General features: G+C 46.6%; 12 protein-coding genes. 3 read left to right on the plus strand and 9 right to left on the minus strand.

Annotated elements, in window-relative coordinates; all coding sequences use genetic code 11:
- The first annotated feature begins 39 nt into the window (after positions 1–39).
- On the plus strand, positions 40–1,443 hold the full coding sequence (locus L0660_RS18625; protein WP_235160725.1) for a pyridoxal-dependent decarboxylase: 1,404 nt from the start codon (positions 40–42) through the stop codon (positions 1,441–1,443).
- Here the strand turns inward: L0660_RS18625 and L0660_RS18630 are convergent.
- Together L0660_RS18630 and L0660_RS18635 are read right to left on the minus strand one after the other, a co-directional pair.
- On the minus strand, positions 1,440–3,548 hold the full coding sequence (locus L0660_RS18630) for a metallophosphoesterase (RefSeq protein WP_235160726.1): 2,109 nt from the start codon (positions 3,546–3,548) through the stop codon (positions 1,440–1,442). The genes L0660_RS18625 and L0660_RS18630 overlap by 4 nt on opposite strands.
- Complete coding sequence (locus L0660_RS18635) at positions 3,545–5,374, minus strand: cytochrome-c peroxidase (RefSeq protein WP_235160733.1); 1,830 nt, start codon at positions 5,372–5,374, stop codon at positions 3,545–3,547. The genes L0660_RS18630 and L0660_RS18635 overlap by 4 nt, the downstream gene beginning before the upstream one ends.
- 207 nt (positions 5,375–5,581) lie before the next feature.
- Here L0660_RS18635 and L0660_RS18640 point away from each other — a divergent pair, with 207 nt between their 5' ends.
- Complete coding sequence (locus L0660_RS18640; protein ID WP_235160734.1) at positions 5,582–6,796, plus strand: glycosyltransferase family 1 protein; 1,215 nt, start codon at positions 5,582–5,584, stop codon at positions 6,794–6,796.
- A 50-nt stretch (positions 6,797–6,846) separates the two neighbouring features.
- On the plus strand, positions 6,847–7,731 hold the full coding sequence (locus L0660_RS18645) for an AraC family transcriptional regulator (RefSeq protein ID WP_235160736.1): 885 nt from the start codon (positions 6,847–6,849) through the stop codon (positions 7,729–7,731).
- Here L0660_RS18645 and L0660_RS18650 read toward each other — a convergent pair.
- The 7 genes from L0660_RS18650 to L0660_RS18680 form a co-directional block, all read right to left on the minus strand.
- Complete coding sequence (locus tag L0660_RS18650) at positions 7,728–8,000, minus strand: DUF983 domain-containing protein (protein ID WP_229204307.1); 273 nt, start codon at positions 7,998–8,000, stop codon at positions 7,728–7,730. The genes L0660_RS18645 and L0660_RS18650 overlap by 4 nt on opposite strands.
- A 245-nt stretch (positions 8,001–8,245) precedes the next feature.
- Entirely contained in the window at positions 8,246–8,827 is a 582-nt protein-coding gene (locus tag L0660_RS18655; protein ID WP_235160737.1) for a chemotaxis protein CheB, read from the minus strand.
- Positions 8,809–9,618, minus strand: coding sequence for a protein-glutamate O-methyltransferase CheR (locus L0660_RS18660; RefSeq protein ID WP_235160738.1), 810 nt, complete (start codon positions 9,616–9,618; stop codon positions 8,809–8,811). Before L0660_RS18660 ends, L0660_RS18655 begins: the two co-directional genes overlap by 19 nt.
- A gap of 5 nt (positions 9,619–9,623) precedes the next feature.
- Positions 9,624–9,989 (minus strand): response regulator, encoded by a 366-nt coding sequence (locus tag L0660_RS18665; protein ID WP_233798071.1) that lies wholly within the window; start codon positions 9,987–9,989, stop codon positions 9,624–9,626.
- Positions 9,990–10,037: 48 nt separating this feature from the next.
- Entirely contained in the window at positions 10,038–13,640 is a 3,603-nt protein-coding gene (locus L0660_RS18670; protein ID WP_235160739.1) for a response regulator, read from the minus strand.
- Positions 13,624–15,249 (minus strand): response regulator, encoded by a 1,626-nt coding sequence (locus L0660_RS18675; protein ID WP_235160740.1) that lies wholly within the window; start codon positions 15,247–15,249, stop codon positions 13,624–13,626. The genes L0660_RS18670 and L0660_RS18675 overlap by 17 nt, the downstream gene beginning before the upstream one ends.
- A gap of 235 nt (positions 15,250–15,484) precedes the next feature.
- Complete coding sequence (locus L0660_RS18680; RefSeq protein ID WP_235160742.1) at positions 15,485–15,718, minus strand: hypothetical protein; 234 nt, start codon at positions 15,716–15,718, stop codon at positions 15,485–15,487.
- Positions 15,719–15,778 lie beyond the last annotated feature (60 nt).

Consider the following 15,778-nt stretch of genomic DNA (forward strand, 5'->3'; position numbering starts at 1 on the left):
GAAAAATCAATTTAGTGAAAGCGCATTACAACGATTAATATGAACATTGAATTACAAAAAGATCTGGCGCAGCTGGATCAGATTTTAGAGAATGTCAAGAACACAAGTCTTGATTTTTTTTCGCAACTGAGTGACTTGCCTACCTATGTAAAAGATCAGAAAGCCGATGCTGAACTTTTGGGAACGAATGGGTTAGGCGTTGAGAAAAGCCTGGAACGGTTCAAAGAAAAATATCAGAAACTGATGGTAGCAAGTTCGGGGCCGAGATTTTGGGGCTTCGTTACCGGAGGTGCAACCCCAGCTGCCATTGCGGGTGACTGGCTGACAGCTGTTTTTGATCAAAACACACAGAGTACGAGCGGAACATGCGATGTTTCTGCGATTGTGGAAAAGCAAACGATCCGTTTGTTATGCCAGCTGTTCAACTTGCCTGAGGATTTTAACGGCGGTTTTGTCACGGGTGCGACCATGTCCAATTTCACGGGCCTTGCCGTGGGAAGGCAATGGGCTGGTAAGAAATTGGGGATTGATATTTCCAAAGAAGGAATGTCGTCTGGCCTTGTTGTAATGGCTGCAACGCCGCATTCTTCGGTGATCAAATCACTTGCTATGCTCGGATTTGGCAGCAATCATTTGGTGAAAATCGATGCATTGCCGGGCCGGGAGGCGATGGACATTTCGGATCTGGAAGCGAAATTAAATGAGAATAAAGGAAAACCGGTCATCGTGAATTGCAGTGCCGGCACTGTTAACACAGTAGATTTTGATGACATTAATGCAATTATCGGATTGAAGAAAAAGTACGATTTCTGGCTGCACATTGATGCTGCATTCGGCGGTTTCGCGGCTTGTTCTCCTGCGCACATTCACTTGCTCAAAGGCTGGGAGCAGGCCGACAGCATTACCATTGATTGTCACAAATGGATGAATGTGCCCTACGACAGTGCCGTGATCCTGGTGCGAAAAGAACATGATCGATTGCAGGTGGAGACTTTCCAGAACAGCAATGCGCCGTATCTGGGCGACACTTTTGAGAATTTTTCTTACCTGAACCGTTTGCCCGAGAACTCTCGCCGGTTCCGTGCTTTACCCGCATGGTTTTCGCTGACGGCTTACGGACGGAACGGATTTCAGTGGATCGTGGAAAACAGCATTGCTCGCGCACATGAGCTGGGTGATTATATTATAGGAAGCGAACTTTTCGAGCTGGCAGCGCCCGTAAGGCTTAATGTGGTCAGTTTCCGCCTGAAAAAATCGAATGAGGTGGCTGGTTTCCTGGAAAAACTGAACCAGAATGGTAAGGTCTTTATTACCCCGACAATGTTAGATGGCAAGAGCGCAGTGCGTGCAGCATTTGTTAATTACCGGACAACTTCCGCCGACATTGCCATAGCAGTCAAAGAAATGGAAGCAGCTTACCATTCTCTGCTACAACCAGACTAGTAAACTGCCAGCTTGCGCACAACGCTCCGCCCGTTCACACTTACTTTTAATAAGTAAATCCCGGCAGCAACATTATCTGGCAAGAATAGCACTGGCGATTCGGTCAGTGTCATTGTTTTTTCAACCAAAATCCTTCCGGAAACATCCATCAATTGCATTTCCACTTTCAACGAAGCACTCTCCGAAAGCTTGACCTGCATTTGCCGAGCCGAGGAAGGGTTCGGAATAACTTCTATGTCGAATGGTTTTGCATTGGGATTTACAGCAAGAATGATTTCTTGCAAACGAATGCTTGTAATGCGTGAATAGGAAATCCGGCCATCGAGCGCCACCATTTTAAGGCGGTAATAAATCGACTGGTTCAGATCAAGCTTTGGGCTTTGTTCGTCTTTGAAACTGTAATTCTTGATGGTGGTAGAAGTAGGCCCGCCGGCCATGCGGCCTACTTCTGCCCATTTGAGATCATCCTGTGCTCGCTCGATCAGAAAATGTGAAAACGCATTTTCAAACTCGGTCGCCCAGGACAGGGTAACCACGTTCGCAGCGTCCGCTTCGCGGGAAAAACTAATGAGCTTAACGGGGTCGGCAAGCGTTACTGTCACATGAAATACATCAGTAATGCAATTCTGGGCGTCCTTTACATTATAATCAGTTGTCTTGTCCGGGGAAACGGTTATGGAGGATGTTTTGGCACCGTTGTTCCAAACGTATTCCGCTATGAAAGAAGATTTTAATTCGATGCTTTCGCCGGCATCAACTTCAATGGTCGTCTCATTGTTTACATCTTTTTCAATAGTGAATTGGTCATAAATTATTCCGTCAACGCCGATCCACTTGGCATCGAGGCGGTTTCCTTCCACTTCCAGCACCATGCCGCCCGAGCGTTCTGCATCCGAATAATACATGGCATTGTGGGGAAAACCGGCGGCCTTCGATCCCAGCTGTCCGGCCGAGCCCGAAACCACATATACGGTGCCCTTATTGATCCCCGATTTCTTTAAATAAGGACAAGATTCTTGTGACCCGTCGTATCGGCCAGAGGAATTGCTGACGTTATGTTTTGCCGGATCGAATGTGTCCGCTTTGTCATAATGTCCCTCCATAAGCCGCGAGCGCTCGTATACGTGGCTATGCCCGCAAAGGATAAGATCAACGCCGTTCCTTTCCAGGATGCCGATAAAATTTTCACGGATTTTAATCATATCAAGTTCGGTTTCCGAATTGCGCGAGCCCTGGGAATAGGGTGGGTGATGCCAGTAAGCAACGATCCAATCCTTGTTCTGATTAGCCGCCAGGTCCTTTTTGATCCACTGCACCTGCCTGCCGAGCGTGTCATACAAGCGCGTCGCCTGGTCTTCTTTTCCATAAGAATCGAGGGACAGAAAATGCACATTGCCGTAATCGTAGGAATAGAAAGCCTCCGTTTCGGACGGTACGCCACCTGCTTCACCTTGCGTGGGCAATGTGAAAATGTCGTAATAGGGAACATTATGATCCTTCTGGCGGTCCGAATTGTCGTTGTTGTAATCGTGGTTTCCCGGAGTGGGGAAAACCGGGTTCTTTTTCAGGAAGTTGCTTTTGTAATGATTAAAAAAATTGGATTGATACTCGGCGTCTTTTCCAAAAGCGTATGCATTATCGCCGAGCAGCAGCAGCGCGTTCATGTAATTTTGCCCCAGATAGCTGGAAATCCTTTCACGCACCATGTCCTGCGTGGCTGAATTTGTCCCGCAGTCGCCCAGCACCCCGAATCTGTATTTTCCTTTTGTACCCGGTTCTGGCGCAGTTTCGAAATAGTTGTCTTCACCGCCTTCGAGGGGCTCGGTCCCAGAACCAATCGCATAATAATAACGAGTGGCCGGATCCAGTTCCGACAATTTTACTTCGTGCTCCGTTTCTTTTGCGGCAAGGTTAACCTGCATGGTCAATGCAGCAGAAGAGGGGCCATAACGAACCGTACTCGTGGTCGCTATGTCCGTGCGCCAGCGTATGACCATGCTGGTGGACGTGGCCGATTGCAGGTAAGGTCCACGCAGCAACGCGGTCTGCGCCTGCACACATGGCGCTATGTAAATGAGTACAATGAGGAGTAAATATTTCTTCATATTTTGTCGGTTAGGGCATGCATAAAAGCGATAATGTCTTGTTTCTCCTGATCTGTGAGATTGAGCGGAAGCTTTGAAAGTGTTTGCTTGGGAATGTCCAGCCCAAGCCCTGCACCGCCGCCTTGGTCGTAAAAATCAATTACTTTTTCGAGCGATGTAAATGCCCCGTTGTGCATGTAGGGGCCGGTTACCGCAGCGTTCCTGACCGTCGGTGTTTTAAATGCGGCTTCGTAATAAGGAGTCGCGCGGATATCCATGCGACCATTATCCGTGTCTTTTTTCGGCTTCAAAAAATCGTCTGTGGCCGTTGTGCCGATGATCTCGAATTCTGTCAGTGCGTAGAATGGTGGGATAAGGCCATTGAACAGGGGCGCGAAGTGGCAGGTCCCGCATTGGGCCTTACCCATAAACAAATTGAATCCGCTGATCTGGGAGTCGGTCATGGCTTGCCGGTTTCCTGCTATATATTGGTCAAAATCAGATGCATAGGGATTTAATGTTTTGATAAATTCCGCCAGTGCTGAAAAAATCTGCTGCTCATCCCGCTTCTTTTTGCTTGTGTTTGGAAAAGCCTTTTTAAACAAAAGTTTGTACGACTTGTCTTTGAGCAACATTTGCATGCTACCCGCCGGACTCGCATTCATTTCGGACGAATCGCGCATTACGGCTTCAATTTGCGCTTCCAGTGTTTTCGCGCGTCCGTCCCAGAACTGGTTATGCTGCGCTGCTGCATAAAATAGCGAAGGGGCATTTCTTTTTACGACTGCATGCGCCTTAATGCCCATGCTTTTTGGAAGGCCATCTGTAAAATAGTTGGCAGGATTGTGACAGGAAGCGCAGCTTTTGGAACTGTTGCCGGACAGCCGTGTTTCAAAAAACAGCTTTTTCCCAAGCGCAGCCCGCTTTGAAGATAAACCCTCATCTCGCACCGAATCGGCCGGTTGCAACGCCCCGGGGCTGAACATATGCGGCGCATCATAGCGTAACATCCCGGGCGCTGCCGTGTCCAGGCCCATTTCGCGAATCATCAGGTTTAGATGCTTTTGGAGCGGCAGCGCATTCCCGGTGAGGAATTTCAGCCGGTCAAATGAATCGAATTCTTCATTAACGCGGAGGAAGCGGACCGAACTTTCAAGATAATGCCTCACGCTGTCCTGCTTGCTGTGGTCCAGGTAAGGTTTCAATGTGAGGGCAATTGTTTCCATGGCAGACGCAGATTCCCATATGCTGCTCTTCAACTGGGGTGCGTCAAAACCTGTTATGCCGAGTGCGATAATGCGGATTAATTCAAGCCGGACGGCGGCAAGCAATTGCTTGTCAGTAGTTTCAAATTTATATAGTAATGCGTGCAGGTCATTCGCTGCATTGGTCAGCAACTCCGCCTGAACCAGCAATTCTTTCTTGGAATCGGTTGTAATGCTGTCAAATAAAATAGCTTCCATATACTGCATACCGGCTGGTTCCATGTATTCCAGATGCGGTTCCTCAATTTCGTTTTTGGGTGCGCGGTTGTAAATCCGGGATGAAGTGTAGAAAAAATGTTCGAGAAAATATTCGATCCGTTTGTAAGCCAACCTGCTGTATATCAATCTAGTCTTGACATTGGCAATTGTTTCAGGCGCACCGGGGACCATATCCTCAACGGCTTGTTTGAGATCTGCCAGGCTTGATGCATAAGATTTGGAATCGACCCTGAACCGCGCAATGCTTTGCTCCACACCTATTTTACCAGACGCTGTTCTTCGGTTGAAAGCAAGTATCAGCAGGGATGCAAGAAGCAGGAAGGTAAAGGTTTTGGGCATCGGCAACGGGTTCAGTTTGCTCATATAATATTACAGAAAAAATCAGTTTTCCCGCTATCCGGGCTGTATTGCGTATAGTTGAACACGTTCCGCTTTATGACCGGGCGATTTTCCAGCAAAGCTTCTGGCATAGTAATTTATGTTACGGGCACATTCTGGTTCGTTTTAGTATCTGGATTTTTACAGAAAAAGAAAGCGGATCGCACATTCATCAACATTCACATTTGTATAATGATCGATACCCCAATCAGCAACGATTTTTCCGCAAAACAGTTGCAGCACCTGACCCTGGCGGGAGATGAGGAGCAGGATTCGCTCCCCAGGAACCTGCTTTGCTTTTCTCATCTCAGATGGGATTTTGTTTACCAACGTCCACAGCATTTGCTCACGCGGTTTTCAGACATTGCTGCGGTTTACTTTTTGGAGGAGCCGATATTCGGCAAGACCGATGTTCCATATCTTACTTTTTCCCAGCGCCTTCCGGAACTCTGGGTCTGCGTGCCGCACCTGGCCGACGGTCTCACCAAGGACGAGGTGAACGCACAGCTGCGGGAACTGATCCGGGTATTTTTCATCAATAAAAAGCTTGACGAATTCATCTTCTGGTATTACACGCCCATGGCGCTTGAATTTTCATCGCATCTGTCTCCGGGGCTTACCGTATACGATTGCATGGACGAGCTTTCGGCATTCAAGTTTGCACCTGAATCCTTGAAAAGCCTGGAAAAGGAATTGATGACGCGGGCAGATGTTGTTTTTACGGGAGGACATTCTCTGTTCGAATCCAAACGCGATCAGCACGCAAATATTTATCCGTTCCCGAGCAGCATTGATAAAAAGCATTTCGGACAGGCAAGAAAACGAAACTATGAGCCAGCCGATCAGGCGAAAATCAAAGGAAAAAAGATTGGTTTCTATGGTGTGATCGACGAGCGTTTTGACATTGATCTTATTCGCGACATCGCCGCAGAACGGCCCGACTGGAACATTATCCTCATCGGTCCCGTAGTGAAAATTGACCCGGCTACATTGCCGCGTCAGGCTAACATTCATTATCTGGGAGCGAGATCTTATGAGCAGTTACCGGCTTATCTTTCCGGATGGGATGTTGCATTGGTGCCATTCATGCTGAACGAATCCACGCAGTTCATCAGCCCGACAAAAACGCCTGAATATCTGTGCGCCGGAAAGCCGGTTGTATCCACACCCATCCGCGATGTCGTAAATCCATATGGGACCAAAAACCTGGTGTCTATTGGTAACAACAGCAAGGATTTCGTGGAAGCGATTGCGTATTGGATTGCTATGCAGGATAAAAAGGACTGGTTAGGAAATGTTGACAAGTTTTTGAGCACAATCTCCTGGGATCTTACCTGCGCCGATATGATCGATAATATGTCATCCGTTTACCAGGACAGGAAAGTTGTTAAGATTGGTCGGCAGTGAGAGACTATATTGTTAAATTGCCGGGAAGATAATGTCCGATCTATTTTTGCATGCAGACAACTTTCCCGCGGCTTGACATTGGCCCGCTATCTGAGTATAAGGAGAATGATGTAATGATCAGCCGGTTTGAGGATTACCTGGCAGAGCACCAGAACCTGGTGTTCCCGCACCGGCATGGCTTTTACCATCTGGTCCTCTTTACGAAGGGCGGGGGCTTTCATACCATTGATTTCAACCACTTTGAAGTAAACCCGTTACAGATCTATTTCATGACTCCCGGTCAGGTGCATTCCTGGCATTTTGAGGGCGAAATGGAAGGATTTGTCGTGAATTTTTCCGAGGCTTTTTTCCGTTCTTTCCTGCTAAAACCTGATTATCTGGAATCTTTTTCGTTTTTTGACGGGGACAGCAACAATAGCGTCATCACCGTTCCGTATGATATTCAGAAGAATGTTGTGGGACTATTTGACGACCTGTTGTTGCAGGTAAAGAAGGCCAAATTCCGGGAAGATATCATCAGGGTTTTACTGCTGCACATTTTCCTTTTGCTCGAACAGGGCCAGGCGCAAGAGAAAAAGCAAGAGGTCAAAAACCAGCAGAATCCTTTGATCAAAAACTTTCAGAAACTCGTTGAGAAAAACTTCATCAAAATCAGGCAGCCGGGTGAATATGCTGAAATGCTGCATGTTACGCCCAATCACCTGAATGCGCTGAGCAAGGAACATTTAAGCCTGCAAGCAGGAGCGGTCATCCGGAACCGCATTGCGCTGGAAGCGAAGCGATTATTGATCAATCTGGATTTTACAGTGTCCGAGATTGCCTACAAGCTTAATTTTAATGACAACTCTTATTTTTCCCGCTTTTTTAAAAAAGAAACCGGTATGACACCGGAAGCATTCCGGGCTGAGTCTGCCAACCACTCCGTTAAACCTTAGCGCTTAACGGTTTCCTGATTCGCCGGCTTGATGAATAAAGCCAGCCAGGAACGACGCGCCAACCGGTAAAAATAGGGTGTCAGGATGATCAATACAGGAATTATCGACATTAAAAAGTAGTCCAGATATTCCTCGAAAAAGTTGACGAAGATCAGGAAATAGATCACCATAAAGGCTACATAAAAAGAGTAGCTCATGTACAGCGCGCCCTGGTAAAAGCCGGGCTCGGGAACCAGGTTTTCGCCACAATGCGGACAGTGCTTATTCATCTTGTCAAAGGTTTTAAGGTTATAGGCGCTTTTTGAAATAAAAAAATCGCCCACACCGCATCTAGGACATTTATTGAAAAGGACGCTATATAGTTTATTTGGCTTTGCCATGGTGTTGAAGTTTTGGATTAACACAAATTACGCGAGAAATCAGCTCAGAAAGAAAGACTGATGGTAGGTTTTGTGGTACAGATCAACGATCGCCTATAAAACCCGTGCCAATTTTCCGGACAACCCGGCGCAGCTCAGTGCAAGGTGTTAATGAAATGTGCCATTTGTGGAATGTCGCACACGTGGTCAATTACGGCGTGCATCAAGGCATAGTTCGGCATGTAGGGCATCTGAGCTGTTTCCGGGTTTTGAACGAGGGTAATTCCCCCTGTTTTCTTCACAGCTAAGAGACCTTTTGTCCCATCCTCATTAGCACCCGACAGTAACAATGCAGCCAGTGAAGAACCATATACTTCCGCCGCAGATTCAAATGTAACGTCTATGCTGGGCCGACTGAAATTGACCTTTTCTGAATAGTCCAGTGAAAAAGTCTCACCCTTTTCGATCAGCAGATGGTAATCCGCCGGCGCGAGGTATATATGCCCTGGCAGGATCACGTCTTTGTCGTCTACTTCTTGGGTAGGCAATGCAGTTTTTGTAGATAGCAACTCAGAAAGTGATGAGTCTGCCGAATGGCGGCGGTGGAGCACCACAATGATGGCGAACGGAAGGGTTTTGTTCAACAACGGAAGCAGATGGAAGAGCACCTGCAAGCTTCCGGCAGATCCTCCGATCAGCAGCGCCTTAACAGGTTTTTTTACATCACTTTCTTCCATATTTTTTCCCGGTTAAGCTGCTTATACTTGTTTTGTATCACCGAAAATTTTAATGTTTCCTTTGTTCCCAATGCGAGATAACCCAGTGTTCCCAGGCTGGCATCGAAGAGCTTCAAAACCCTGTCTTGCAGGTCTTTGTCAAAGTAAATGAGCACATTCCGGCATAATATCAGGTCAAACTCATTAAAAGAGCTGTCGGAGACCAGGTTATGCGTGGAAATAATGATTTTTTCAGACAGCTCTTTGTCAAATTTCGCCTGTCCGTAATTGGCTGTGTAATATTCCGAAAAGTCTTTCAGGCCGCCCGATTCAATGTAACTTTCCGAATATTGCTTCATCTGGTGCATTGGGAAAATCCCTTTCCGCACTTTTTCCAGCACGCTGGGATTAAGATCGGTCGCATATAGCAGCGATTTCCGTAACAGTCCGGCTTCTTTCAGCAAAATAGCCATTGAAAATACTTCCTCACCAGTAGAACAGCCTGCATGCCATACTCTTATGAAGGGTTTCGTGCCCAGAACCGGCAAAATATCTTCACGTAACGACTTGTAGAAAGTGGGGTCGCGAAACATCTCGGTCACATTCACCGTAATTTCTTCAACAAACCTTTTCAGGTAGTTTTCATCCGTCCTGACCTTGTATCGAAACTCCGCGAAACTTGGGAATTTGTCAATTGAGACAAGCCGCACAATGCGTCTTTTCAGGGACGCCCTGGAATAGCTCGTAAAGTCGTAGCCATAGATGTCCAATAAGTCTGTCAGCAGTATCTCAACTTCCTCGTCCTCAATCATTTCGTCTAAATGTCTTTTAAAACCTGCAATAATCTGTCGACGTTGATCGGTTTGGAGATATAATCGTCCGCACCAGCTTTGAGGCATTTCTCGCGGTCGCCTACCATGGCTTGCGCGGTCACTGCGTACACAGGCGTATTTCTTCTGCTTTCTATGTTCTTAATCAATGGGATAGCTTCATAACCATCCATTTCGGGCATCATCATATCAATCAGGATCGCATCGACAGGTTCATTTGTCCTAAGCAATTCTAATGCCTCGGCAGCGCCCGTGCAGGAAATGCAATCGTAGGATTTGGATTTCAACGTGGCTTTCAGGGCGAATATGTTCCTGGAATCATCATCGATAATCAGCACTTTTTTCTTATTCATATGGAAGGTCATTTTCTTTGGATCCGGATCTTACGCCATTTTCCAGGTTCAGGATTTTTCATACAGCCACACGCGCAGCAGTGACATCAGCTGGTCAATGTCCACAGGCTTGGTAATGTAGTCGGACGCGCCGGCATTAATGCATTTTTCGCGGTCACCTGTCATTGCTTTGGCTGTTACGGCAATTACCGGCAGGTTGCGCCACTGGTAATTCTCCCGGATACGTCTGGCGGTTTCATAACCATCCATCTGCGGCATCATCATGTCCAGCAGCACCACGTCCACGTCCGGATTTTCTTCCAGCCGCTGCAATGCTTCTTTTCCGTCAAGTGCGGTTAACACATTCATTTTATAGTTTTCCAAAGATTTGGAAAGCGAGAAGATATTCCGCACATCGTCGTCGGCAATAAGCACCGTTTTACCTTGCAGGATTTCACTGAGGCCGCCCAGTTTCTGCCTGTCCGAAGCTTTTTGCGGAGCTTTTTTACTCTCTTCAACCACATGCAGGAAAAGCGAAACTTCGTCCAGCATACGCTGGTAGGAGTGGGCAGTCTTCACCACGATGGAATCCGCATATTGCTTGATACGCAGCTCTTCGGTCATCGAAAGGCTTTTTCCCGTAAAAACTATAATCGGGATATGTTCGAAGCTTGGATTCATTTTCGCCATTTCCAGCATTTCGTAAGCTTTCTTGTCGGGTATGCCCATATCCAGGATCACGCAGTCGACCTCATTGTTTTGCAAAGCCTGCAACCCTTCGTCAATGTCGCTTTTCAATTGGGAATTAATGTTGAAAGAGGACAAATAATAGGCAAGCGCTTTGGCATGCATGGAATTATCTTCCACGATAAGCACTTTCTTGCTCTGCTTACTGACTACAAACTCAATCTTTTTAAAGATCTCTTCCATCTTCTCGAAGGCAACCGGCTTATCAATGAAGTCGACAGCGCCTTTCAGCAGGCTTTCATTTTTCATGCGGTGCGATGACATAATGTGCACCGGGATGTGCCTGGTTTCCGGCTTGGATTTCAATTCGTCCATGACCTCCCAGCCGCTCAGGATAGGAAGCTGAATGTCGAGCAAAATGCCCATCGGTTTGAAGGTTTGTGCCAGTTCCAGCCCCTCATCTCCACGAACGGCCACGATTCCTTTATAGCCTTGCTTCCGGGTGTAATCGAGCAGCGACTTGGCGAACATGGTATCATCTTCCACGATCAGAATCGTTTTGTCGGCGGCCTGAATATTGTCGCGGTCGTCGGCAATGCTGGCCGGGATTACCGTGCTGATGAAACGTGCATCGTTTCCTTCCGGCTTGGTCTTTAACGCTTCTTCGCTGTGGTTCAGGAAATATGTTTTTGGCTCGCTGTTGTTTCCGGCAAAAGCTTTTGCAACAGGAATGGAGAGGGTGAAAACGCTGCCCTCATTTAATTTGCTTGACAGTTCAATCTCACCACCCAGCAGTTTAACAAGCTCACGACTGATGGACAGCCCCAGTCCGGTTCCGCCGTACTTTCTTTTTGTAGAACCGTCGGCTTGCTGGAATGCTTCGAAAATGTGCAGTTGCTTCTCCGGCGCCACGCCTATGCCCGTATCTGTTACCGCAAAGCTGAGCATATTCTCCGAGCCGGATTTGCGCTTGATATCAATGCGGACGGAACCCTGTGAAGTGAATTTCAATGCATTGGAAATCAAATTTTTAAGTATTTGTTCCAAACGCATTTTATCCGTTTCAATCACCAGGGGAACACCGTTTTCAATGTCAACCACAAAATCAAGTCCTTTTTCCCGCGCAACCGGGGCGAACAAACCTTTCAGATCGTCCACAATTTCCTTTACCGTAACATTAACATAGTCCAGCTCCATTTTGCCAGCCTCAATTTTGGAAAGGTCCAGGATCTCGTCGATCAGCCCGAGCAATCCGTTTCCGGAAGATTGGATCACGGTTGCGTATTCCACTTGTTCAGTGCTCAGGTTTTTCTCGTCATTTTCGGACAATAACCGGCTCAGTAGTAAAATAGAGTTTAGCGGTGTGCGCAGCTCGTGGGACATATTGGCCAGGAATTCGGACTTATAACGCGTCGTCAATTCCAGTTCCTCGGCCTTCTTTTGTATCTCCGCGTTCTTTTCTTCCAGCAGTCCGCTGCGTTCTTCCAGTTCTTCGTTGGTTTGTTGGAGTTCTTCCTGCTGCACGCGCAGCTCTTCTTCGGATGCCTGCAATTTCTGCGACTGTGCTTCGAGCTCGGCATTCAGATTTTCCAGCTCATTATGCTGCGTCTGCAATTCCTCAGACTGGGCCTGTGTCTCTTCCAGGAAGTTCTGCAATCTCAGGTAATCCAATGCCGAGTTGACGCCCGTAGCGATGGATTCCAGACTGCCTTCCAAAAACTGGATTTCAAGCTTGTCCGGTTTCGAAAGAAAGGCCAATTCTATCACCCCGATGCATTCATAGGCGTAAATAAGCGGCAGGATCGCCAGAGCAGCTGGCTTGGTTTCGCCGAGCGTTGACGTTACTTTCAGGTAATTTTCGGGTACATCATATACCACGATTGGTTTTTTACTATGGATCACCTGCCCGGCGAGCCCTGCTCCGGGAGTGATGGTTTCCGGCGCATTCTCCGTAGCATAACTGCTTGCTAATTTGAAGTTCCAGTCGTTATCCTGGATATAGATAGTTCCGAGGTGTGCTTTGGAATAACGCGTAATGGTTTCGATGAGGTTCGCCGCCAGTTTTTTCAAAATTCGCTCACCGCGGATCGCATCGCTGATCTCCACCATTCCGGTTTGCATCCAGTTCCTGGTGTTGAGATCATTGAATGTCTGTTCGAGGGAAGCGGTCATTTTATTCAGCGCTGCTGAGATGCGGCCAATGTCATCATCACTTTCATCCTGAGATCTTACAGCATAATCGCCTTCCGAAACCTGCCTTGTAATCTGTTCGATCCGGTTGATCCTGCGTTCTGTGGTTCTGTATTTTTCTTCTTCCAAAAGCTGCAGAGCAAGTCTCTTGTCCATATCGTTCTTGATGCGCATGTATGCAAACACCGTGATCAGGATCGAGATCAATGCGGCCACAACGAGCAGGATAGGCGTGTACTGAATGTAGATCTGCTGCTGTTCCAGTCGGGTCTGGAGAATTTTATTTTCTTCGGATTTAATGCGCTCTGTTGTCAGCCGCAGGTCGTCCATGATCTTTTTTCCTTTGACCATTTCGCGCAGCCTGCCGTTCTGATCATCTGCAAAGTTGCTATTCCGGCGTGTCTGGTCAATAATGTATTGCATTTGCCCGAATTTGGCTTCATACAATGCTTTTATTTCCCGCAGGTTTTTTTGCTGCGCCGGGTTGTCGGCGGTTAGCTCGCTAAGATTGTTGTAGCTGTTGGTTGTTTTCGCATACGCATCATTATATGGATCCAGGAATGTTGCGTCTGAGGTGATCAGATATCCTCGCTGGCCCGTTTCCGCATCCTTAACGAATGAGATAATGGATTCGGCTTCTATGAGGACCTGGTTGGTGTGGTTAACCAGTTCTGAATTATTGATAAGCTTCTGAGTGCTGTAATAGGAGGCCAAAAGGCTGAATATAAGCAGCAGAATGGAAAAGGAGAATACAATTTGTAATTGCTGAATTATCGAGTTAGAGGTTTTTTTCATCTGCGCTTATAGCTGATTTTTCAGTTTTGATTTCGTTTGGTGCCTGCTCCTGGACGAGGGGCAGTATGAGAATAAATTGAGCGCCGCGGTTCTCCGCACTTCTTGCTGAGATGACGCCATTGTGCTTGTCCATAATTTTTTTGGCAATCGCCAGCCCGATTCCCGTCCCTTCATAGCTGTTCATATTGTTGAGCCGCTGGAAAATGACGAATATCCTGTCCAGAAATTTCTCGTCGAAGCCGATGCCGTTGTCTTCAATCACGATTTTACAATATTGCCCTTCATAGTGCTCAGCTGCGTCCACGTGCTTGTCGGCAATGATCGTGGATGTCACGTTTATGACCGGCGGAATTCCTTCTTTGGAAAATTTGAGTGCATTACTGATCAGGTTTTGGAAAACCTGTCGAATCTGGCTCGGTATGGTATCGATGATGGGCAGCTTGCTGATCCTAATCTCTGCTTGCTTGTTCAGGATGATCTCGTCGAAGTCGGAAAGCAAATCGTCCAGTAAGGAATTGAGGTCGGTAGGCTGGAAGTGGGCTTTAACCGAAAGCCTGGAATAATCGAGCAGGTCACTGATCAGGCGGGACATTCTGGCCGACGAGCTGATAGACCGGTTGAGATAAGAAACGGCCTCCGCATTTTCATTCAGATACTTGTCTTTTACCAAATGGCTGAAAGTCTGTATTTTACGTAATGGCTCTTTCAAGTCGTGTGAAACAACCCAGGCAAATTGTTGCAGCTCGTGATTGGTCGTTTCGAGTTCCGAGTTTTTGTCAAGCAGCTCCTTCGTCCGGACTTCTACTTTGTGTTCAAGCAGCTCATTCGCCATTTTTTGCTGGTGAATGTCTGTAAATGTGCCTACCCAGCGTATGGTTATCCCGTTTTGAAGAATGGGGATGATTTTGATCAGAAAATATTTGTATTCCTGCGTTTCTAAATGTCTTAACCTTGCTTCGCCGGTAAATTCCTGTCCGTTCCTGAATGATGTTTCCCAGCGCTCATACAGGTTGTCTTCGGGATGCGATTCTGGAAATACGTTTGCATCCGCCGAGACCTGAAACCAATGTTCATTTACAAATTCTATTTTTCCATCCACACCAATGGTGAATGCGATCTGGGGAAGCGATTCAAGTATAACCCGCAACTCCTCCATTCTCCCGGCGAGTTCTTCCTGGGCTTTTTTTCTTATTTCAATTTCATATTGAAGCGAGTGCTGAATTGCTTTCAGCTCCTGCTGCTGTTCATAAAGTTTGTAGAAAGTCTTTACTTTAAGCAGCAAAATGTCCGCATCCACAGGCTTGGTAAGATAATCAATGCCACCGGAGGAATAACCTTTGGTAATAAATTTCTTCTCTTTGTTAACAGCGGAAAGGAAAATGATGGGTGTATCCTTAGCTTTCCCGAAACCCGAAATTGCCTCAGCAACCTCAAAGCCGTCCATGCCGGGCATCTGGACGTCCATAATGATCACAGAATAGCTGTTTTTCAGTATTTTTTTTAACGCCTCTTCTCCTGACTCCGCACTATCCGTTTTGAAATCGTGCAGTTCCAGGATTTTTTTAAGTGGAAGTATATTTTCGGGCCTGTCGTCGACAATCAGAATCATAATATGGGTAAAAAACTATCCATTCAAATCCTTGCTAATGTCAGCTGTGAAGTGATCTAGTATCCTTAAATTAAACCTGCATGTGTATACGCTGTAATTCAATTAGTTAAGATAGAGTGATAGCAACAAGTCAAAAAATTCAATGTAAGGTAATCGATATTATAGATTTAACACAAAAATCATACCAAATTTGCATCAAAAGGCACTTTTTGTTGAATTCGCGCAATGTAATGACCTAGCCTTCACGCACAATTTTTTTAAGTTCTTCCGACCACTTTTGAATGGTGATCATGGGATGAATGAAGGGTGTATTAAAATCTTCTGAAATCGAACTATATCCCTTTTCGTCGACCATTTTGATAATGGCTTGTACCAGATATTCCTCGGAAGAGTCGTAAACCGTATCCTCATTCATTTCACTTACTTTTTGCAGAAATGCCAGCATTTCCGGCTGCATGTTTTTGTCCATCTCCTTGTTGTTATGTGTCAAATAAGCGCCCTTGTGGAATATTTTCCCGAATCCATCGGT

This window comes from Dyadobacter sp. CY351, assembly GCF_021502625.1.
GTDB classification, from domain to species: domain Bacteria; phylum Bacteroidota; class Bacteroidia; order Cytophagales; family Spirosomataceae; genus Dyadobacter; species Dyadobacter chenhuakuii.